Source organism: Flavobacterium sp. Root420, from assembly GCF_001427905.1.
In the GTDB taxonomy this organism is placed as follows: domain Bacteria; phylum Bacteroidota; class Bacteroidia; order Flavobacteriales; family Flavobacteriaceae; genus Flavobacterium.
This window is the reverse complement of the sequence record NZ_LMEF01000011.1, coordinates 41,079-64,442: the sequence shown is the minus strand read 5'-3', so window position 1 is coordinate 64,442 and position 23,364 is coordinate 41,079. Positions and strand designations below refer to the sequence as shown.

14 protein-coding genes and 1 pseudogene are annotated in these 23,364 nt (G+C 35.0%); 6 read left to right on the top strand and 9 right to left on the bottom strand.

Annotation, left to right across the window (positions count from 1 at the left end; translation table 11 throughout):
- The 6 genes and pseudogenes from ASC72_RS24785 to ASC72_RS07680 all read left to right on the top strand — a co-directional run.
- Window positions 1-631, top strand: a pseudogene (locus ASC72_RS24785) (hypothetical protein); the annotation flags it as partial.
- A gap of 1 nt (window position 632) precedes the next feature.
- A partial coding sequence (locus ASC72_RS07700) for a gliding motility-associated C-terminal domain-containing protein (RefSeq protein ID WP_206743209.1) occupies window positions 633-2,144 on the top strand: 1,512 nt, incomplete at its 5' end.
- Window positions 2,145-2,196: 52 nt separating this feature from the next.
- Window positions 2,197-3,168: a type IX secretion system membrane protein PorP/SprF gene (locus ASC72_RS07695; protein WP_056189283.1), complete on the top strand. Its 972-nt coding sequence runs from the start codon at window positions 2,197-2,199 to the stop codon at window positions 3,166-3,168.
- A 223-nt stretch (window positions 3,169-3,391) separates the two neighbouring features.
- Window positions 3,392-4,060: a response regulator transcription factor gene (locus ASC72_RS07690; protein WP_056189280.1), complete on the top strand. Its 669-nt coding sequence runs from the start codon at window positions 3,392-3,394 to the stop codon at window positions 4,058-4,060.
- Window positions 4,061-5,134: 1,074 nt separating this feature from the next.
- The gene (locus ASC72_RS07685) at window positions 5,135-6,655 is read left to right on the top strand and encodes a DUF5060 domain-containing protein (protein WP_056189277.1); all 1,521 of its coding nucleotides are present in this window, start codon (window positions 5,135-5,137) and stop codon (window positions 6,653-6,655) included.
- A gap of 443 nt (window positions 6,656-7,098) precedes the next feature.
- Window positions 7,099-7,851 carry a carbonic anhydrase family protein gene (locus ASC72_RS07680; RefSeq protein ID WP_056189274.1) on the top strand — a complete coding sequence of 251 codons (753 nt, stop codon included), beginning with the start codon at window positions 7,099-7,101 and terminating at the stop codon, window positions 7,849-7,851.
- A 253-nt stretch (window positions 7,852-8,104) separates the two neighbouring features.
- On the opposite strand, the gene ASC72_RS23625 is transcribed toward ASC72_RS07680, so the two are convergent.
- The 9 genes from ASC72_RS23625 to ASC72_RS07635 all read right to left on the bottom strand — a co-directional run bounded on the left by ASC72_RS23625 (window position 8,105) and on the right by ASC72_RS07635 (window position 23,320).
- Entirely contained in the window at window positions 8,105-9,583 is a 1,479-nt protein-coding gene (locus tag ASC72_RS23625) for a DUF4157 domain-containing protein (RefSeq protein ID WP_082564271.1), read from the bottom strand.
- Window positions 9,584-9,607: 24 nt separating this feature from the next.
- The gene (locus ASC72_RS24220) at window positions 9,608-13,690 is read right to left on the bottom strand and encodes a DUF4157 domain-containing protein (RefSeq protein WP_198528487.1); all 4,083 of its coding nucleotides are present in this window, start codon (window positions 13,688-13,690) and stop codon (window positions 9,608-9,610) included.
- Window positions 13,691-13,821: 131 nt separating this feature from the next.
- The gene (locus ASC72_RS23615; RefSeq protein ID WP_082564270.1) at window positions 13,822-15,519 is read right to left on the bottom strand and encodes a DUF4157 domain-containing protein; all 1,698 of its coding nucleotides are present in this window, start codon (window positions 15,517-15,519) and stop codon (window positions 13,822-13,824) included.
- A 55-nt stretch (window positions 15,520-15,574) separates the two neighbouring features.
- Complete coding sequence (locus ASC72_RS07660) at window positions 15,575-16,906, bottom strand: hypothetical protein (RefSeq protein WP_056189271.1); 1,332 nt, start codon at window positions 16,904-16,906, stop codon at window positions 15,575-15,577.
- A gap of 73 nt (window positions 16,907-16,979) precedes the next feature.
- Window positions 16,980-17,531 carry a hypothetical protein gene (locus ASC72_RS07655; RefSeq protein ID WP_056189268.1) on the bottom strand — a complete coding sequence of 184 codons (552 nt, stop codon included), beginning with the start codon at window positions 17,529-17,531 and terminating at the stop codon, window positions 16,980-16,982.
- 10 nt (window positions 17,532-17,541) lie between these two features.
- On the bottom strand, window positions 17,542-18,903 hold the full coding sequence (locus tag ASC72_RS07650; RefSeq protein ID WP_056189263.1) for an ATP-binding protein: 1,362 nt from the start codon (window positions 18,901-18,903) through the stop codon (window positions 17,542-17,544).
- The gene (locus ASC72_RS07645; RefSeq protein ID WP_056189259.1) at window positions 18,893-19,816 is read right to left on the bottom strand and encodes a hypothetical protein; all 924 of its coding nucleotides are present in this window, start codon (window positions 19,814-19,816) and stop codon (window positions 18,893-18,895) included. Before ASC72_RS07645 ends, ASC72_RS07650 begins: the two co-directional genes overlap by 11 nt.
- A gap of 160 nt (window positions 19,817-19,976) precedes the next feature.
- Window positions 19,977-20,837 (bottom strand): hypothetical protein, encoded by an 861-nt coding sequence (locus ASC72_RS07640; RefSeq protein ID WP_056189256.1) that lies wholly within the window; start codon window positions 20,835-20,837, stop codon window positions 19,977-19,979.
- Between the two features lie 17 nt (window positions 20,838-20,854).
- Window positions 20,855-23,320 carry a hypothetical protein gene (locus ASC72_RS07635; protein WP_056189252.1) on the bottom strand — a complete coding sequence of 822 codons (2,466 nt, stop codon included), beginning with the start codon at window positions 23,318-23,320 and terminating at the stop codon, window positions 20,855-20,857.
- Between the last annotated feature and the right edge of the window lie 44 nt (window positions 23,321-23,364).

Here is a 23,364-nt window from a genome sequence, read left to right as displayed (position 1 = left end):
TCCAACAGCCACAGCACAAACATTCTGCTTTGCGGAAGCCAAAAAGGTAAGTGACTTAGCAGTGWCAGGTGCRGCCATCAAATGGTATTCTGCTGCAACGGCARGGACCTTATTTGCCGGAACCGAGACACTTCTTACAGGCACTTATTATGCAAGCCAGACGGTAAACGGTTGTGAGAGYGCCAGAACTTCGGTAGCGGTAACGATCACGGCAAGCCCTTCGGCGCCAACAGCCACAGCACAAAGCTACTGCTCGGCAGAAGCCAAAAAGATAAGCGACTTAGCAGTGACAGGTGCGGCCATCAAATGGTATTCTGCTGCAACGGCAGGAACCCTATATAACGGAACCGAGACCTTGGTTACGGGCACCTATTATGCGAGCCAGACGGTAAACGGCTGTGAGAGCGCCAGAACTTCGGTAGCGGTAACGATCACGGCAAGCCCTTCGGCACCGACAGCCACAGCCCAGAGCTACTGCTCAGCGGAAGCCAAAAAGGTAAACGACTTGGCAGTGACAGGAACAGGAATAAAATGGTATTCTGCTGCAACGGCAGGAAGCCTATATACCGGAACCGAGCTACTTCTTACGGGAACCTATTATGCGAGCCAGACGGTAAACGGCTGTGAGAGTNCCGACAGCCACAGCCCAGAGCTACTGCTCAGCGGAAGCCAAAAAGGTAAACGACTTGGCAGTGACAGGAACAGGAATAAAATGGTATTCTGCTGCAACGGCAGGAAGCCTATATGCCGGAACCGAGACACTTCTTACAGGAACCTATTATGCCAGCCAGACAGTAAACGGCTGTGAGAGTGCCAGAACTTCGGTAGCGGTAACGATCACGGCAAGCCCGGTAGGAGGTTCAGTATCCTCTAATCAAGTTATTACTTCAGGTACGATTCCAGCAAATTTATTATTAAGTGGCAATTTGGGTTCTGTTGTAAAATGGCAAAGATCTAATGATGCTGGATTTATGAATCCAGTAACTATTCCGATTACATCAACTACTTTATTGGGTAGTACAATTGGTAATCTTACCAGGAATACTTATTTCAGAGCTGTTGTTCAAAGTGGTCTTTGTAATTCAGTGTTTTCAAATCCTGTTTTAATAGCTATTGAAACACCACAATCAATCAAGGCTAAAGATGATATCATATCAGGCGTAAATGGAACAACAGGAACACCAAATGCAGGTAATGTATTAGCTAGTAGTCCAACGAACCTTGATATTTTGAATGGTACGCCAGTAGTTATCGGATTAGTGAATTTAACAGTAGTGACACCAGCAGTTTCAAAAATACCAGGAGCATTAGTTCCTTTAATTGATGTTACTACAGGAACAGTAAGTATCCCGGCAAACACTCCAGGAGGAACCTACACCTTAACGTATAGTATTTGTGAAAAAGCAAATCCTTCTTCGAATTGTAGTATAGCTAAAGTAACCATATTCGTGGGGCAACCTAGTATTGGACTAGTGAAAACAGCCCATTTCAATGATGAAAATGGAGACGGTTTTGCAACAGCAGGAGAAACCATTACCTATAATTTTGAAGTGACCAATACAGGAAATGAACCATTGACTAATGTTACTGTTACAGACACTGGTTTATCAGGATTGATTATGAAGGGAAGTCCTATAGCTAATTTAGGAATAGGAATGAAAAATAGTACGGCTTATGTTGTTACATATTCAATAACTCAGGCTGATATTAATTTTGGGAGTGTATCAAATCAGGCAATTGTATCTGGAATAAGTCCGAACGGTATCCTTGTAAAAGATTTGTCAGATGATTCAAATAATTTTAATGACAAACCAACTATTGTAACAATTCCAGGTTGTGTTATTGAGGTGTTTAATGCGTTGTCTCCAAATGGAGATGGACATAATGATGTGTTTTATATCCGAGGACTGGAATGTTATCCAGAGAATACCGTGGAAGTTTATAATCGTTGGGGAGTCCTGATATTCAAGCGAGAGAATTATAATAATGATGATCGTGCTTTTAGAGGAGAATCTGAAGGACGAGCAACAATGAATAAATCAGAAGAACTACCAGTTGGGACTTACTATTATATTTTTAGGTATAAAGACAGTGCTTCAAATATGCACGAAAAAGCAGGTTACCTGTATGTTAACAGAAAATAGATTTAATAATTCTTTTTAGAGTTTAATTTCTCATGATTGAAACAATAAAAATATGATAAAAAAAATATTACGCATAATTTTGATACTAGTGGTAAGTGCGAGTTATTCTCAGCAGGACTCGCAGTTTACTCAATATATGTATAACACTGTCAATATAAATCCTGCCTATGCAGGGTCAAGACAATCACTGAGTATTTTTGCATTGCAAAGAACACAATGGGTAGGATTAGAAGGGGCGCCTGTTACCAGTGCTTTTTCTATTAATACGCCAAATGGTCAATTAAATGATTGTAATGTTTGTCCTCACGAGGAAACGGCTTTATCAGCAATGGGATTTGGGTTGTCTGTTATTAATGATAAAATAGGTCCATCAGATGAAAGCAATATAGCTATCGATCTCTCATACACGATTAATACTTCAGAAATTTATAAATTATCTTTTGGATTAAAAGCCTCTGCTAACTTCTTAAATATTGATTTTAGTAAATTAAATCAGTATGATAAAAACGATTATACCTTCGATACCAATATTGAAAATAAGTTTTCTCCAAACATAGGATTAGGATTGTACTTACATTCTGAGAATACATACGTAGGCTTGTCCGTTCCAAACTTGCTCGAGACAAAACATTTCGATAGGTATGCAAGTACTGTTAGCAATAGTCATGTGGCAAAAGAGAATATCAATTTCTATCTAATTGCAGGTCATGTATTTGATTTGAGTACGGACGTAAAATTCAAGCCGTCCGTACTTTCAAAATACATTCACGGAGCACCTTTGCAAGTTGACTTATCAGGAAGCTTACTTATAAATGAAAAATTTGTAGCAGGTATAGCTTACAGATGGAGTGCAGCCGTTAGTGCTATGGCTGGTTTTCAGGTAAGTCCTTCCTGGTTTATAGGTTATGGTTATGATTTAGATGCAACAAGATTATCGAATTACAATTCGGGTTCCCATGAGATTTTTTTGAGATATGAGTTGTTTGATAAGTACGGCAGAATAATGTCGCTAAGATTTTTCTAAAATATATGAATGTGAAAATTAAACTTTTATTTAAAGTGTCCTTATTTATTTGCGGTGCTCTGAAGTCTGATTTAAACCGAATTTAAATTGGTATTTCATTTTGACACTAATGGTCAATGGGACTGCTTTCGAATTTTATAATTCCTCTTAAATTACTATGTATTTAAATTGTGATACTTAGTTGTGATTTTTAATTTATTAATAATAAACCACTTTATGAAATATGAATTACGAAATTTTGATTGTGGATGATCTTCCAATAATTGTAGACGGCTATATTAATCTATTATCAAAAACTGATTTTCAAGAAAACAAGCCAAATTTTATAAAAAGCCATAATTGTGAAGATGCTTACAATAAAATATTTTTAAATCTAAAACGAAAAGTAAATATTAATTTAGCTTTATTAGAAGCTAGTCTTCCTCCTTATAAAGAATTTAATATTAATAGTGGTGTAGATTTGGCTTTACTTATTAGAGAAAAGTTTACAGATTGTAAAATAATAATTCTTACAATGCATAGTGAACCCTTGACCGTAGACAGAATCATAAAAAAAGTTGAACCTGAAGGATTCTTTTCTAAAAATGATATTACCTCTGAATCATTTCCATCAATTTTCAAAAAAATTATTGATGGAAATATATATCAAAGTAAAACAATCATAGAATCCCAAAGAGAATTGTTTAAAAAGAATATTAATTGGGATAATTATGATAATGAGATATTAATCTTAATTTCTCAGGGAGTTAAAACTATTAATCTCCCAAATTACATACCTCTTTCTATGAGTGCCATAGAAAAAAGAAAAGCTAACATAAAAGATCAACTTTTAAAAGGAAAAGGCAGCGATAAGGATTTGGTTAGTAAGGCTAAAAAAATTGGATTGTTATGAGTATATGCAAACAAAAAGTTGACGATATATTTTTAAAAATAGTTTAAAGAACTTATTATGTATGTGAGGAAATAAATGTTTATGAAAGTAAAAAAGATATTAGAAAAAAATGAAAAAGTGTCAAATTTTGCCTGATTCTGCATTTAAAACAGAAAATTATGAATTAGAATATTATCAAAATGGTTTGTTTGAACAGAATATAGAAAATCATAATAATTGGTTAGGAAAAGGATTTTTACACTGTTTAATAATTCTATTTTATAAAAATTAGGATTAGAATTACCAGCATTGATAACCTTTTTTGAGGGGAATCCCTCATATGTTTCCTTTAATTTGGTGCCTATTATATTCATCGTTATTCAATAATAAGTATAGGTAGGGATATTTACTTTTTAATTACAATCATAAGAATTTCCATACCATATCTAGCCTGGTACCTTTTGGTATCAGGTTTTTTTATAATACTGAGAGTAGACTTATCTCCAACCAATAACTCAAATGCATCTGATTTTAGAACTTCTGCCGGCAGAGAAAGAGGAAATCCAGAGCAGCAAATTTCTTAATCATTTGTCTTCACCCATAAAAAAATACAGTTTCCGAAATCAAATTGATTTTGGAAGTTTTCCTATAGTCCATATTTCTGTCCTTCGTCGCCAGAAGGTTTTTAATTATAAACCACTACATTTAACAAACAAGGTAGCTTTTTGATACAAAAGAATACCATGGCATCACGAAATTTTAATGAGGTTTGCAGATGAAATATTTGATTGCATCACAGTCATTATTACGAATGTTTACAACTCGTTTTTCCAGATTTAAATGGAAATTTTTCGAATGAAAATAACTATGATTACGACCAAAAAGGAGTGGAGAATTCGACTCTTAAAAAAAGAAACAACTGCCAACAGCTACTACAACGAATTTGGGCAATAGACTTAATGGGAAGTTGACAAATCTGAAGAATGGCCTTAATTTAGTCTCAAACCCGCTGTAGTTAGAGGCAAGCATGGAAAGCCCGGGCAACCTTGCAATTATTTTAGAAAAATTTTAGATATTTATTAAACAATAATAATTATGCGAAGATTAATACTATTATTGACAGTCTCTTTATCTTTTTTTAGTATTTCGGCTCAAAATAAAGTTGAAAAATGGCGTATTTATGAGATTGCTCTTAAGGGTGACTCAAAGGGTAATCCGTTCACTGATGTACAGCTAAGTGCTAAATTTACAAATGGTGAGAATATAAAAATAGTTTCAGGCTTTTATGATGGAAATGGAATATATAAAATCCGTTTTATGCCACAAGCGACAGGTGCCTGGACTTATATCACATCAAGCAATCTAAAGTCACTTAATACTAAAAAAGGCAAATTTGAATGTTTTTCAAACACCAATAACAATCACGGACAAGTAGTAGTTAAAGATACTTTTAATTTTGCTTATTCAGACAATAAACCATATTACCCTTTTGGTACGACCTGTTATGCATGGGTTCATCAAGGAGATAGTCTTGCCCAATCAACATTGAAAACCCTTGCTAATGGATATTTCAACAAAATGCGCATGTGTATTTTTCCTAAAGACTACGATTGGAATAAAAACGAACCACTCTTGTATCCTTTTGAAGGAAAGCCTTTAACTGATTGGGATTACACGAAATTTAACCCTGCATATTTTCAGAACATTGAGAAAAGGATAGCGCAATTGGATTCACTTGGCATCGAAGCCGATTTAATTGTTTTTCATCCTTACGACCGTTGGGGATTTCAAAAAATGGACAGAAAAACCGATGATTTATATATCAATTATATTATTGCCCGCTTTGCTGCCTATAAAAACGTATGGTGGAGCATGGCTAATGAATATGATTTTTTGAAGTCTAAGAAGACAGGCGATTGGGACCATTTTATTCAGTTATTTGCCGAAAAAGACCCATACAATCACTTGCGTTCAATACACAATGGAGCTAACCTCTATGACCACGAAAACCCCTTGATTACACATGTAAGCATACAGAATGAAGACACCTATAAAGCAAAGGAATTAAGGGCAAAATATAAAAAACCAATAGTTTATGATGAATGCCGGTACGAAGGAAATATTAATTGGCCGTGGGGGAATTTAACAGGTCAAGAGATGGTGAACAAATTTTGGCGTGGTGTTGTAAATGGTGGCTTTGTTGGGCATGGAGAAACTTATGTTACTGAAAATCCCGTTAAATGGGGATATGAATCTCAAGATGTTTTGTGGTGGTCAAAAGGGGGAGTTCTCATAGGGCAAAGTCAGGAAAGGATTAAATTTTTAAGAAATATAATTGAATCTGCCCCAGGATATTTAACGCCAATTATCAACACGGAATTTTGGGTGCCATATTCATATGTTGCTTTTAAAGATGAATATTTTCTGCACTATTTTAGTGTTGACCAGTCACGCAGCCAAATTGTATATTTACCTGAAAATTTAAAATATAAAATTGAAATTATCAATGCATGGGATATGACAATTACGCCTGTTAAGGGAGAATTTAGTGGAAAAAATTTAATTCAACTTCCGCAAAAACCTTTTACAGCATTGCGTATCACTAAAATAATGTGATTCATTTTTATTTGATTACTTAAACGATTTGATGAAGAAAATTCGTTGTATTATGAAAAATAGGAACTAATGAAATCAATTAAAACGAATGAAAATAATAATACCAGCCTGTAACAATGGCTCATAAGCAATGGCGGCGTTTATAGCGTGTTAAACGTTCTGTCTCACGGCAAGTTCGGCACGTAAGATACAGACGCAGCCCGACTTTGACCTTAATACTGCAACTCCTGTTAAACACGAAGGTCTGTATTTAAAAGAATCATTTTGCTACAAAACTAATAATGTTGACAATTGAGGAAATAAGCAGCTTGAGAACCTTAACTTTTTGTGACAGAAAAGTATTCATTCCATTTTGGTATTGTTTTGATTTTCAATTATATAAAGTAGGATAATTAAAAAAAAATTGAAGTATCTTTACTATAAATTAACTGAAATTCCAGATCATGAAAAAAACTATCCTTTGCTTCGCCATGGCGATAGCGCTGTTTTCTTGTAAAGAAAACACTACCAAAACTACAGATACGGAAACTGCAGCAACAGATACCACTACAGCTGCTGATCAGCCTATACTACGTGAAAAAGTGCTGACAGCCACCGAACAAGCAGCGCTGAGCCCAGATGATATAATTGTCGCGTTAAAAGAGGGAAACAAACGTTTTACAAACAACAATCTTACCTTAAGGGACCATTCAGCTATGGTGCGGGATGCATCATCAGGACAATATCCAAAAGCAGTAATTCTTTCATGTATAGATAGCCGTGTACCGGTTGAAGATGTATTTGACAGAGGTATAGGTGATTTGTTCGTAGCTCGTGTCGCAGGTAATTTTTCTAATACTGATATTTTAGGAAGTCTGGAGTTTGGCTGTAAAGTGTCGGGAGCCAAATTAATACTGGTATTGGGACATGAGGCATGCGGGGCTGTAAAAGGAGCTATTGATAATGTGCAGTTAGGAAATATTACCCCGATGCTCTCTAATATAAAACCGGCTATTTCAAGGGTGAAAAATTTTACAGGCGAAAAAACTTCTAAAAATGACGCATTTGTTGAGTCGGTAGCAAAAGAAAATGTTTTAAATACTATTGAAACCATCAAAGCAAAAAGTTCAATACTTAAAGAAATGGAAGCCAAGGGAGAAATAAAAATCATAGGCGCTTATTATGATCTGCATTCTGGTGAGGTTATATTTTTATAATGAATAAATAAGCTCAATGAATTTACGTTTAGTTTTATGCGCAAAAAGCTAAATATTACTATTATTGCTATATTTTTATTGTGTTGATCTTCAATATGATAATGCTTTACCGGATGAAGGAGCAGTATTTGTGCGATTTTATAAATATTGAAAAGCGGTATAAAAGAAAAAACCCTGCAAATCGTTGGATTTGCAGGGTTTACTACTATTTTTACTGGTTTTTGTAAAATAAACAGGAAGTTTTGAAAGGGCTTTACAGATTCGACAGAACCCTATAAATCTCTGTTGCCACTTTGCGGGCAATGAGTTCTACTAATCGTTTTGACAATCTCCATTCTGCAGGTGTAGGAATTTGACTTTCTATTTCTTTTTTTCCAAATAGAAGTACAAGCTCATTTAAGAAATCTATAGTATAAATTGGATCTACACCTTCTCCTATCTCTTTTTTAGATTTTTCACTTACAACATTCATTATGTATTCAATAAGTGAAGTAAGATCTATATTATCAGAGAGATTTTCGTTATGCATCGATAATGCCGCAAATCTGTTGCCTTTTAGTGTTTCTTTTAATTTCTTGCGGTATTCTGTCGTTAGTTTTTTATCAATATCTGCTTTTACATTATTGTTTATATGGCCAACGGTGGCATCATCAAATTCTACAATCTTATCTGCTACATAAACAGACCAGCTTTTTTGAGGTTTATCCGGAGCTATTTGTAAATACTGCTGATAAACCTCTCTGGCAAAGCGTTGACAATTAGCAGAGGTAACAGAATATTTTTTCTCTTTCCATCTATCCCTTATGGTTTCAGTAGACATTCTGAGGAATTTACTATCCAAACCTTCAATATAAGGAATATATTTGTCCAGCATTTCTGGACTGTCAGCCTCTAATCCGGAATCAAACATTCCTATATTGTCTGAAAAATTAGAACTGTTATGAAAAACCTGCGCATGAAAAAGGCCAAGATTTAACGGGTGCTCATCTAGGTCAGAGACTAAGTGATCAGTCGGTAAACCTGTACCTAAAGTATTCAGTGCCTGATTAACACCCAGCTTGTGTGTCAATGGTCGTCGGCCTATCATTCCCATATTATCACTTTGCCACCCCGCCCGAGGAATGTTTCCAAATAGTATTAGGGCAGCAATTGCCAATTCTTTGAACACTCCCTGAACAGGAGATTCATCAAATGTTATACTTTTAGGTGTTGTTAATTCTAACAAATTTTGCTTTTTAGGAGCTAACTGAGTAGCTTTCACTCCCATAACATCAGCCTCATTTTCTAAACCTTTATCGTCGTTTATATTTACTTTGCCTTTCATTTGCAAAGTTGGTTTTACCCGTCCTTGTTTTTGTTGTACAACATGCCAGGCTTCATGCGGTAAATGTTTTTCCTGCCCGCTTGCAATATGAATATCTGAACCCTGTGCATAAGCATGAGCGTTTAATTGAGCGGGTTGCGAAGAATTATAATGCACTTTGACATCATCCATAGAATGACCGGAAAGATTTTCTATTTCGGATTTTAAGTTATTGGGTAAACCGGTATTGTTTTTTCTTTGAATTGAAGCAGGAGATGATTCCTGATCTGCAATTTTTTCAGAGAGTTTTTTTTGCACAACAGAATATTCCCGATTATCTTTTAATTGAACAGCGGTAGTACCGCGATTTATATTGGCGGCAGTTACTTGTGTCTTGTTTTCGGATGTTTTTTCCTGATGTTGTATCATTTTTTTAGATTTTTAATTCTGAATCTATTTTTTAGTCTTTCTTTTTACAGCTAACTGCCAATGCAAACCAGAATGGTTGGCAAACAATATTGTACTGGCGTGTCCATTTCCTAATTGCGGCAGTATAACTGGTCCTGTGGCACTACTAGGACTGGGTTTTTTTGAACTTGTAGCTTTTGACTTTTTCACTGGAAATCTTTTTTGTGTTGATTTGGCAGATGCAATCAAACGCCTCATTCTTGGTCCCAGACCAGGCTCGTTTCCATAAACTGCAGTCAAAATCAGTGTTTGCAGAGCACTGTCTTCAATACGTTCCGCAATGAGCTCCCTTAATTCTTGGGTTCTTCGTGAATCATAGCGTTTAGTGCCTAGAGGTATTTGTCCTTTTATAATAGAGTTAGCAGTATCCAGCGTATGAATCAGACAATCACCACTCCCGGAGTTTTTAATGATCCGGTATTGTTTAAGGTTAAGCTCACCTTGTAATACGGTAAGGGAAATTCCCAGTTCTTTGGCTAGAGTATATCCTTCACCTTCTGTTAAATAGGAACTGCTTGTGGTCATGTCTTCTAAATAAGCAGTTTTAAATAATGGAAATGATTCGGGATTAAAAGCAACGTCATCCATCTCGTCATAGTACCAAAAATCTATATTATTAGATTCTTTTTTTCCCTTTTTCACACCTTTGTCTATCTCTTTCAGATCTGTATCTTCCTCTTTCGAACCTCTTTTTCTCTTATTCAATTCTTTTTTGCCTGCTTTCGGTTCTATAATTTCTTCTTTCGGCTCTCCTTTTCTCTTTTTTTCTTCTCTTTTTCCCTCTTTTGGTTCTTTTTTATCTTCTTTCCATTCTCTTTTTCTTTCTTTACGTTCTCTTTTTCTCTCTTTTTTCTCTCCTTTTTCGTCTCCGGAAGAATAACCATCGCTGTCATCTCCTAAAGAACCCGAAAGAGATGGGTCTTTCTCATCTTTTTTAAAGATTCTTTTCCATGAAAAAGAATCCAGGTCTTTTTTGAAATACCGTCTGATCTCGTTAGAAATACTACTTCTTGGAAATTTCTTCTGTAGTTCATTAAAAAATCCACGAATGACTTCATGACCGCCTTCTTCATCGGTTTTGTGCGCCCAATGAATCAAGCCGTGAGGATTTATGTTTTGTCCACCTTCCTGTTGTTTAATTGCTGATACCCGTGTTACAAGTAAAGTTGCGATTTTATTATTTTTCCATTCGGTATATACTTGTCCTTGTTCTGCGGCGGTACAAGAGGTTAAATCTACTACCCAGACTTTTTTATTACTGGTAGTTAAATTAGTAAGTTCACTATCGAAATCGTGTGGTTCTTTAGAAGATTGAGTAATATTTGGGTTAAGATCAACCATAATAATATTTTCTGCTGAATATTCTGGAATGACAGAGTCTCTCATCATTTTTATAAGATCATGATCCTCATAATATACAGAACGGTCTTTCGGGACCATTTTTTTCAATACTGCTTTAGATTTATCTCTTACAGCAATTTGTTTCTGAAGTTCTTCTATTTTATTTTTAATTAAAGTCAAATCATCTTCAGTTAACTCTTTACCTGTTTTCTTTTTTTCTTTTTTTCTTTTTTCCTGAGCTTTTTTTTCAGCTTTTTCTTGAGCTTTTTCTAGAATTTCTTTTTGAGTTTTTTTTAGAATTCCTTCTTGAGCTTTTTTTGCAGCTTTTAATGACGCACTATCGTCCTTTCTTAGTAATACAGACAGTGCTGCCATGCCGGATGGCAGTACAACCTTGCCTGTTTTAATACTCATTACACTTTTGCCATCATCAACATCTTCGTCGTTCTCACTATCACTAACAGGATCATTATCAAGATGATCTATTTTGGTCTTTTTAGTTTTTAAAGTGCGTAATATGTGCTTGAAAACTGCAAGTCTTTCTCTTTGCAAATCATCTCCCGCTTGATCTTTCTTGCCCATACGATCATCATAAGCAAGATCTAAGTTTGGACTGGATAATGTAGTAGTTGTGCCTGTGTCTGAGATATTGTCGGTAAGTTCTTCTTTTGTGTTTTTATCAAAAATGGCTCCTGCCATTTGTTTAAGGGTGGCATCCTGTTCTGCAAAAAACATAATGTTATCATGATTGCGTTCGAGAATCCTGCCAACAACACTTAAACCCTTTGCTCCGGTTTCTACCTGAGTATTAACGAGATGTTTAAGAAGGGGTTTCTTTTTATTATAACTTTCTCTTAAAATAGCAGCAGAAACCGATTTTGATTCTTTTCCTTTCTCCCAGTATTTATACAAGGGGTCTTCAATAGTTACTTTCTCAGGAAACTCTTTTTTAGATTTATCCTTTATTAACTCTTCTAATTCGGTATCAATTACTTTTAAGGCTTTTACAATAACAGCCGAAGTATTTTTATTGATTCCCGGACTGAGCCTTATACTTAAATTATCTCCCAAGTCTGCCAAAGTTGCGATTTGAAATCCAAAACTGCTTTTTTCTACCAGCCGCGGTAAACTTCCTTTATCTTTATTGTACAAGCTAATCAATCTGGCGGAAAGAAGTTTTGTCATTCCTTTGGCTTGATCAGCTCTTATTTTTCCTTCCTTTTTTCCTTTTGCTTTTAAAGTCTCTCTTTCCTGATTATCGATTATAAAAGTTCTTAATAAAGGAAAATGAATGATGAGCGGCGGATAGTTCCCGTCATGAATTAACTCGATATTTCCTGTAGGACTTTCGAATTCCGCCTTTATTTTTGATGATATTTCTCTTTGTATTTCAATATAATCATCAACGTTATTTATTCTCTTAGGCTCGTCCGCGCCTTCTTGCATTCCATCAGAAGGTTCACTTTCGATTTCCCGAATTACTTCCCTCAGGATTTCAACATTGATTCCTTTAAAAAGATCAGGAAGGAGACCTAATTTATTATCATTAGCTGTAAACTTTTTAACAACGAGCTTAATAAGCATATTATTATCACTTCTTATATAACGGGGATTTAAACCTTCTCCGATTGCATTAAATATACCCTGTTTTATAATTCTTTTTAATCTTGCATGTGCTTCAGTTTTTTGATTAAGGACAGTTTTTCGGCGTTTTTTAGGTTTACCTTTTTTATCATTAGAACTTAAAGATAGACTGGAACTTAAAGATAGACCGGAACCTAAAGATTCGTCAGAACTTGAAGATTCGCCGGAACTTGAAGATAAACTGGAACTTAAAGATAGACCGGAACCTAAAGATAAACCCGAACGTAAAGATTCGTCGGGGCTTAAAGATAGACTGGAACTTGAAGATTCGTCAGAACTAGAGGATTCGCCGGAGTCAGAAGATTTTTCAGTGTCTTCCGAATCGTCAAGTTCTCCCTCATAAATGTAATAACCCTTAGCAGTTGGAGCTATTCTGTGTTGTTTAAATTCTTTTGTATAAGGATTATACAAATCGTAAGATCCTTTTTTATTTTTTTTTGCCCTGTATACTTTAAGAGTTGGATCAATAACAAGTTTGCCATCTCCATCAGGACCAATCATATTCTGAATCACTTTATTTACAACAGGCGTTTCAATCAAAGGAGACTTATTTGCCGTAGTACTATTTTGAATTACATCATTATGATTGGAGAATTGTATCGCCTTTGCCCCCATAACATCAGCTTCATTCTCTAAACCTTTATCATCATTTATATTTACTTTGCCTTTCATCTGCAAAGTAGGTTTTACTCTACCTTGTTTTTGCTGAACTACGTGCCAGGCTTCATGTGGTAAATGTTTTTCCTGTCCGCTTGCAATATGAATGTCTGAGCCTTGCGCATAGGCATGGGCATTTAATTGAGCAGGCTGCGATGAATTATAATGCACTTTAACATCATCCATAGAATGACCTGAAAGATTTTCTATTCCTGATTTTAGATTATTGGGTAAACCTGTATCGTTTTGTTTTCTTTGAATAGGAGTAATGGATGTTTTTTGATTTACAGTTTTTTCAGAGAGTTTTTGCTGTACAACAGAGTGTTCCCGATTATCTTTTAATTGAACGGCAGTATTGCCGCGATTTATATTTGCAGCAGTTACTTGTGTTTTATTTTCGGATGTTTTTTCCTGACGCTGTATCATTTTTTTAAGTTTTGGATTTCTATTTTTTACAACTGTTGGGAACAAATTTTACTATAGAATAGTTCAACTTCTTTTTATTAGTATGTTCTTTCACATTATACAAAACATCTGAAATATTTTCTGTTTTTAGATTATGGATGAAGATGCCCCAATCTTTTTTTAAGAATGTCCATAACCTCTTTATCTGTGAGATTTTTTCTGCGTATAGCTTTTTCCACGGCATCATGAACATTTGCGGTACCACATTTTGCCTTTAATTTGGTGTCATTATTAAAACGAAGACGAAGCCTGTCCGGAGTATACGTTTTTTGTTTTCTGTCTTTGATGTCGTCTTGTATTTTTTTAGTTTCATCAACGTAACGTTGCCAATGGCTGGTTCCCTTTTCTGGTATTTTCTTTTGTATTTTCAGATGTTTTTTCTTATTTGTCTCATAGTATTCTATCATGTTTTTATCCCAGTTGAGATCATCTACACCTTCACTTCCAATATCTCTTGCCATCGCGGCAGATTTCCATTCTGTTTCCTCCATCGCATTAGCCATTTCTATGTGGTTAAATCCAAATCGGATTTGTTTTCTCCCGTCATTTTTTGATTTTACAATTGTTTTCATTTTTTTGTTGTGTTCATTGAACTCGTCAGTATGGTATGCATTGCTCATTTCAAAAACAAGAGATCTTAAATAGGACTCTTTAGTTGGTTCGGATTCTCTGGCAATTACAATGGTCTTTCTATTTGTTAACCATTTTGTTCTTTTTTCGTCAAGCATTATATATATCTTTTTTTGTTCTAAGAGTACTTTTTGAACGCATTGTTGAAATTTAATGCTGTTTAATGCCTCTTCAAAAGATTCTATTAAGATAGCGTCTTCGATAATTACAGTTTGTCCTACTATTGGATAAAAAAACTCTAATGCTTTATTCCAAGCACTTTCAATATTTGCAACAGCAAGACTATCTTCTTGGTATTTTTTATATAATTCCAATTTTAATCCTTTGGGATTGTTTGAATCAATGAATTTTTTTATCGAATGCAGGTTTTTTATGGTATCTTCCCAGGCATTTTCGATATTTGCCAAGGCGAGACTATCTCCTTGATATTTTTCTTCTAGTTCCAACTTTAATGCTATGGGAGTCAGAGAGTTTGTGAATTGTATTTTGAATCGTTGTCTTCTGCCATGAGTTTCTCTTTTTCTCTCATTTTCCTTTTTTCTCTTTTCTTTTTTTCCTAATTGGATAACTTTTTTGGTTTGGGCAGTATTGGGTATTAGCGGTTTTTGTATTAATTTTTTTGGATGTAAATGAGAATCAGCTTTGTCTTTAATTGAATTTCTTTGATAGGTTAATGTGTTTGCCTTCGCACCCATAATATCGGCTTCATTTTCTAAATTTTTATCGTCATTTATATTTACTTTACTTTTCATTTGCAAAGTAGGTTTTACTCTACCTTGTTTTTGCTGTACAACATGCCAGGCTTCATGTGGTAAATGTTTTTCTTGTCTGCTGGCAATATGAATATTTGTTCCTTGTGCGTATGCATGTGCATTTAATTGAGCCGGCTGTGAAGAATTATAATGCACTTTAACATCATCCATAGAATGACCAGAAAGGTTTTCTATTCCTGATTTTAAGTTATCGGGTAAACCGGTAGTATTGTTTTTTCTTTGAATAGGTGCAAAAGAGACTTCTTGATTTGTCGTTTTTTCAGCAAGTTTTTGTTGCACTACAGAAGGCTTCCGATTATCTTTTAATTGAACGGCAGTATTGCCTTCATTTATATTAGTGGCTGCAGCTTGTGTTTTATTTTCGGATTTTTTTTCTTGTTGTATCACTTTCTACAGGAATTAATTAGATTGCATTAATGAGGGGAAAAGTTTTTTTGGATTTTTAATCAAGTGAACCTAAACCTAAAATTCTCATAGCCTCTCTTAAATCACCTTCTTCATCAAGTTCTTTTTTGTTGTTCAGATGAGGTTCTTTTTCTTCTTCTTTTTTATTCTTTCCGTAGGGGATTGGTACAAATGACCTATATTCTTCGGGGATGGTTTTTTTTCTAGAATCTGCTTTTGATAAAGTCAACTCAAATTCTTCTCCTTTTTTATGTTCTTTATCGCCATCTTTCTCTTTGTCATCTTTCTCTTTATGATCTTCATCTGCATTATCTTCTTCATCTTGGTCATCTTTATTAACCACGAAATCTGCTTTTGTATAAGAGTCCTTTGCAGTATATGCTGAGGTAACGTCTATCTTATCTGCAGTGCCATGTGCTTGTAGCAATATTTTTACTGCAGCTAGAAGTGCGGTGCCTCCGCCTTTTATATTTGGGTTTCCTATCATCCATCTCAGGTAAAGAGAACCATCTCGTTCTTCTACAATTAATACACCAACTAATTTATCGGTTCCTTTTATAACTGCCTTAATCCTCCATTGTTTTGCATCCGGTTCAGTAGGTTTATGCTTTTCATATGCCATATCTTTTGCCACATCCCAGCCGTCATCCTCTTGCCCCCAGTATCGACCAGAACCTTTGTATCTTTTAGTACGATCTTCTTTGTTGATTGCTATGACACCGGTACTTCGTCTTCTTTCAAGTCGGCCTTTGTTTCCCCACATTACTGCTATCTTAGCTAATTCTAATGGCATCCCTTCCTTTTCCCAATCTTCTATATTTCTTAATTCAATATGGTTTGTCGTAGGGTCTTTGGGTTTTTCTACTTCTTGTACATGAATTGTTTCCTTTCTCACATACATTTTATTAGCTGGAAATCTAGTCACCAAACCAGTGTTGTGAATTATTGCCAAAACCTGTACCCACTCATATACTTTTTCCCCTTTTTTGTCTTCTTTTCTTTTTGGGGCATTTTCCTGATTAGAGCCGCGTCTTGAAATAAGGACTGGGGCATCATCAATTACGAGTTTATCTCCTTGTTTCAATTGACCTCCTTCAGCAGGACTTAATTCATTAGTAAGACCATTGCCTTCTCCAAATAATGAACCACCCGTTAGTTCAACAAGATGGGTTACGTTCCATGTTACTGCCGCGTTCTTTTCTACTCTTTGAATAGGTATTTCATTGGCAGTATTATTTTTAGAAAGTTTTTGCTGTACAACAGAATGTTCGCGATTATCTTTTAATTGAACGGCAGTAGCACCGCGATTTATATTCGCTGCAGCTGCTTGTGTTTTATTTTCAGATATTTTTTCCTGATGCTGTATCATTTTCTACTTTTTAAAATTAAAATAGTTACAAGGTTTATTTATGCTTGATATAATTTTCAAAAGCATCATTATTTCAATCTTTTAATGGGATAACAGTAACCGGTCCAATTGCTCCTGAATAATCAATAACAGAACAAAAAGGGTGATGCTGGACTATCGATTTTAAACTCTCAAGCTCCGGATTATAATAAGGCAGCACTACTTTTTTGCCTGTAATAAGCCGTATTAAATAATCATTTTTGAAAGGATAAACAGTAAATAACGGCTCATGAATTATGGAGTAATTATCATCCTGATCAATATAAAAATCGATTTCATATTTGTTTTTCTCAGGCGTGAGAAATTTTAGCAGCAGATTGATATGATGTTCTATTTTATGGAGCATTTCATCAAATCTCTTTTTATCTGTTTTGGCTACGAGATATAGATTTTTAGAAGTAATTAAATAGCCATTAATTATAAAATCTGTTTCTTCGGTACAATGGTTTAAAGCCATTGCAATTATGGTGTTTACATAATTAGGATCGAAATGTTTTTTCCAGTCTCCAATTCTAAGTTCGAGCTTGTGGTTATGGTAATACTTTTCGGAAATAATGGATACAGAAATGTTCTCAGTTTTTTTCATAATTAGTATATCAATTCATTTGCATAACACTCAAGGTTCTGTTTTCCTTTTTAAATTCACGTCTTATTCCTTCGAGTAAATCGTAATTATTTACAACCGTTTCATTTTTCTGAATTGCTGTTAGGGCGCAATATCGCAATATATTAATAATTGCGCCGCCAGCTAGTTCAAACTGTTCGGCAATATTTTCGAGGTCGATATCGGGATCTAAACTGCATTTTCCTGAAAAAGCTTTTTCCCATAATAGTAAGCGTTCCTCTGCTGTTGGCATTGTAAAATGAATCATAGATTGAAACCTTCTTGTAAAAGCTTCATCCATATTTTCTTTTAGGTTAGAAGCCAGAATCACAACTCCTGGAAAATCTTCGATTCGCTGTAATAAATAACCCGTCTGCTGGTTCGCATGCTTGTCATTTGATGAAGATGCTGCAGTTCTTTTTCCAAAAAGAGCATCGGCTTCATCAAAGAATAAAATCCAGTCTTTGTGCTGTGCGACATCAAATATTTTAGAGAGATTTTTTTCTGTTTCCCCAATATATTTCGACACAATCATTGAGAGGTCAACACGATATACCTCTCTATTCGTATTTTTTCCTAAAAGCGCGGCTGTAAGTGTTTTTCCTGTTCCGGGCGGGCCATAAAAAAGAGTTCTGTAACCGGGTTTTATTTTACTGTCTAATCCCCAATCCGTCATAAGAGCCGTTCCATAAGTCAGCCAGGCGTTGATTTCCATAACTTGCTGCATAACATGATCTTCCAAAACCAGATCAGACCAATTGAGATTGGTTGTTATTTGCTTTGCGGGAAACGAAACATTGTGTTCCAGCTGCGGTAAAACACCTGTTATAAAATAATGCAGCCAGCGCTCGTTGAGCAAAAGCGTATTGTTTAAAACAGGGATATTAGGTTCTGTCGCTTCAAGAACCAAAACTTGTTCTTTCGAAAGAATATTAGTCGAACTAAAAATATTTAAAACATCAAATCGTAATTCCGGATTAACAGCCGTAATCAGGAAAGACAGCGTTTGACCAGTGGGAATAAAACCGCTGTGACTTTTATTGACTGCACCACCAAATTCAGTAAAGCCGCGATCGTACATCGCATTTTTACTGAAAAATATATCCAGCACCTCAGGTTTTATCTGTGGCGCTATAATCAAAGCGAGACAAAGCCGTTCGTATAGATTTAAATTCCATTCATTCAACTTATTATAATAGGGATTATCATCTGGAGTAATTTCCGGTAACGAAATATCCTGCCAGCGATTTTCATGTCCTTCGTGCTGTAAATAACTGCAAATCACCTGATCGATTACTTTTTGCAGCCAATCCATTTCTTTATACAAAGCGGTGATAGCCAGATTAGTTTCCATAATTTTCAAATAATTTTTCTACATCGTCTAGGTTGGCGTCTGCCCATTTAAAATACAATAATGCAGTATTCGGACTCAGTTCATTGGCTTGCAGCATATCCAGAAAAAAACCTTGCGCATGCTGCATAATCATCTGCGAGCTGTAATCAATTTCATTATCAAAATTAGAATCAAAAAAATCACGAACCCATTCGCTTGAATTATAGTTTTTGCTGATGAAATCACTAATAAAATAAGCTAGTTTTTCGTCCTGTACCACTAATTTCTTTGCCTTAAAATAGGCTGGTTTTCTTTTGGTTTCGCGATGGTAATAATCAATATCTTTAGATTGGATTGTTTTGGTTGTATGATGTCCAAAAATATCAACAAGACCAAAGTTTTCCGAATCACTTGCCAGTTCCAGTTCAGCATCCTTGTCACTTGCAATAGCCAATGTTGTGGATGCTGCCGTGGCACTTTCTGTTACGATATAAAGCTCCCGAAAAGAAAATAAAGAAGCTGTTAGTTTAATGATTAATTGATGCTGTATATCGTTCCAATTATTAATTTTTATGGACTGTGGTTCCTGAGTTTTAAAAAAGAAACTTCCTTTATGGGCAAAAGCGATTATTTGTTTACTAAACTCAAATTGTCCATCGATTGCGCCATGTCCGTGTCCTCTGCCGGAATAAGGTTTTGTAATGCCATCACTAAAATTCCAGTTTGATGGATTTAAAGAAATAACAGCACTCAAATCAACATCTTGCGGCGATACGATAGAATTACGATACAAATTTCCCAATAAGGCTATTTCTCCATTTTTTATTTGGAAATAATCTCCCGGAAACAAATTTTGATTTAAGGGTTTAGGGGGTATAAATCCGCCTGTTTTTAGATAAAACTGCCTGTAAAAATTCTTATAAATACGATCCATAAACTTAAAATTAACGTTGGGTATAATTAATTTTCAACAAAGCTGGCTATGCGAAAGAAATGTGTTTCTTTTTTGCCCTCTTTTTACACATAAAATCTATGTTTTTATGTGTTGCAAAAAGCCCACTGCATAAGCTACAAATACAGTGGACTTTTTATTTTTAAGAAGCTAAAGCTGCAGCATTTGCCGCCGCCAAAGCAGATTGAAATGATGCCAATTTTATTTGGGCTTTGTTTAAATTATTAGTAGCAATACTCAACTGTCTTGTTGTTTCGTCGTTTGCTGCATCTGTTTGGTTGTATGATCTTAAAGCTTCGTTGTAAGCCTCATAGATTAAATCACGAATAGACGCTTCTTTTGAAATGTCTAAAACTGCATTTGCAGACAACAATGGCATGTCGATAGATTCTTTGCCAGATAACGTAAAGTAAAGTTTAAGCGCTTGTTTAGACTCCAGCGTGATCGATGCTTCTGCTTCTAAAGAAGATGCTTCTGCGGCCAAAATCGATTTTAGAGCGATCAAAGTAAGTGCAACAGCATTATTGGCATCTGATCCTGCTGTATTGATTCGGCTGATTAAATCGTCTGAAATAAGCGGATTAAGTGCTTTTTTGCGGATAACAAGATTAGATAGTTTATTGATTATTTCTACAGAATAAATCAGTTTATTTATCAAATCATTTGTGCCCAAAGCGACTTGTTTCGTGTTCTCGTTTGAGGTTGTCATTTTGCTAAAGGCATTCTTCGAATTATAGCTTAAATCATAAGCGTTCTGAATGACCTGATCAACAAGGGTTTTGTTGTTTAATGTAACGGTGCGGTAATTGTCTGCGCCTAATAGAAAATCCTGAAATCTTTTTGATTTTTCGGTAAGCGATGCCACAATTATTTGTTGCTGCAATACTTCTGCCTGCGTGTCAATTACCTGGCTTTGAAGTACGTCTAATTCTGCTTTTTTCTTTTCTGTAACTCCGTATTTAAGTGAACTTCCCGGATTTGATAATGTTATTTGAGCTTCCATGTTTTTATAGTATTAAGTTAATTTAATAGTGTTTTTTTAGTTGTAGAATAAAGAAAGGTGTCTGTGTTTTCCCAATCAGAGAGTATGTTGGTATATTTATTTTTATTAACGGCAAGACCATTATAAAAAGATAAAACAACCGGGATATAACTTGTTCCTTCAATTAGCGGATTCCCAAAATTATCTGTTGTCGAGAAATCAATTTTAGCACTAAAATCTGTAGAATCCCCTGCTTCATGAGGTGGTCCTGCAACAGTATAATTACCGGCAGGAATATTCTGGGCTAATTTTAAATTAAAGAAGAAAGCTCTGGCGTTTTGAACATCTTTAGGATAGTTTGCTTTAGTTTTTGCTATTTCTAATTCTATTTTATCCAATTCAAGTTTCGTAATTTTAAGTTTCTCTTCAGCTTCTTTCAAAGCAATTTTGAAGCTCTCGATCTTTTTAGTGATGTGCTTGGTCTCCGCTTCATTCTTAGGGTCCTGAGGTGTTCCTTCTTTTTTGGGTAATTCAAGTAAATTTTCATTTAAAGATTTGATTTCTCGTTCGATCTCTCTTATTTCTTCATTCAGATGATCTATTTCGTTATTAAAAGCAATCAATTCCTCATTTTCTTCTAATAATTCTATTTTGCTTTCTACCGTATTCAATTCCTCATTGGTCAATAAACCGTCAGGATAAGGCAGGAACAAACATCTATACTCGATGTTTCTTAGATTTGCAGCACTTTCCGGAATAGAAAAATCAATTTTCATCGATGATGCAATACTTTTTGTAACCGTAATATCTTCTGCTGGAGTTAAAGTATTTGTTATCGCAAAAACTTCAGAAGGAGCAGAGAGATAATCGTCAAACGTATTGATTTCTTTTTTATAATCTTCAGTAAATACAGTCAATAGAAACACAACATATTTTTCTCCATACAAAAATGCATCATTATCAGAATCCAATAAATCATTTGTATTTACAAGTGTAAAACCTTCTTGTTTTAAAATAATAGCATCTTTTTCTAATCCGGCAGCTTTTTCTGCAGCAGCTATATATTTTGTATCAGCATTTTCTGTTTCTTTTTTGGCTTTGTTTACTTCCGCTTTTGCAATTTCAAAGTCGTCGCTTGTCGTTTTATAAGTAATCTGAGCTTTTTCCTCTTTCAGTTTCGCTACTGTAGCATTTAGTTCTACCGCTTTTAACACAGTAATTGCTATTTTTAAAGCTTCTTTTAATACAGGATTTTTTGGGTCTTTCTTTAGTTGCTCCTCTATTTTGTGCACTTCGTTTTTTGCAGCTTTCACCTCATCCTGATCGATTTCAAATTCGGCAGTGATTTTTTCTAATGCTGTTTTAGCCTGCTCTTTTGCAGTAGAAGCTGTTGTCACATTTTCAGCCGCTTTCTTTTCATTTGCTTTCGCTGTCGCAAGTAGAACATTGTCATTGTCAGCAATTTTCAAAGCGTCATAATACTGTTTGTATTTTTTGATAATTTCTTCCTCAGTAGCTTTTCTTTTTGTTACCGGAACCCCAATGTATTGAGAAGGATTATTCAATAACTCTTCGGCATTAGAAACAGAAAAGAATGATTTTTTACTTTCTTTAACCAATAAAATATTATAGCTTTTCACCGGTTTGTCCAGTCCTGTATTAGGCGTATTTGCGCTTTTGTCACTTGGTATAAATGGTGGTTTAAAAAAATCAAAAGAAACAGAATATGATTTCGTAAACGGCTTCGGAATTTCTACTCTTAAATTTTGATTTAGTTTTTTATTATTGATTTTGTATGCTTTTTTTGCAGCTTCAGATCTTACTTTACTGCATTTTATAACACCTTCGGCACTTCTGGTCGCGATACTTGCATTGTATTTATCTTCGGTATCAGAATTTATTTTTGCAGCGGCAATAGCTAAATCGGCAGTAGTTATCTGCAATAAATTGTTAACAGAATCGCTGGTTACTTTTGCTTTATCGGCTATTGTCGATGCTGCAACTTCTGCAATAGAGGCAGATGATTCCATAGCTTGCTGCGAAGTTACTTCGGCATTATAAGCTGTTTTGTTGATTAAGTTGTAAGCCTCGACACACTGCTGAAATATTTGTGTTCCATAATCGGCCGCATTAATAATGCTGAATATACTTCCTACATCGCTCGCCAAACGTACCACTGCATTTGTAGCAATTTGTATGTTTGAGGCCGCAACAGCCATATTGGTAACAGATTGCGCCACGTATGTTTTTTGCTCATTTGCAGATAATAATAAATTGTTTGACATGTTTTTGTTCTTAACCGCCAAATCATTTATAGCTTGTTTTTTCTTATACAATTGTTTTATTAAAACAAGTTTTTCGATCGAAACGATTTCGGCTGCTTCGGAGTAATAAAGGGCAAACATTGACGCATCTAACTGTGCGCTCAATTGTTTATTGTTCATTTCCTGTGATCCTAATGTGGCTAAAACACTAGAATGCAAATTTTCACTGTAGCTGTTCATAATTGTTTTTTTAGTTGATTAATTATTATTTTATAGATGATATT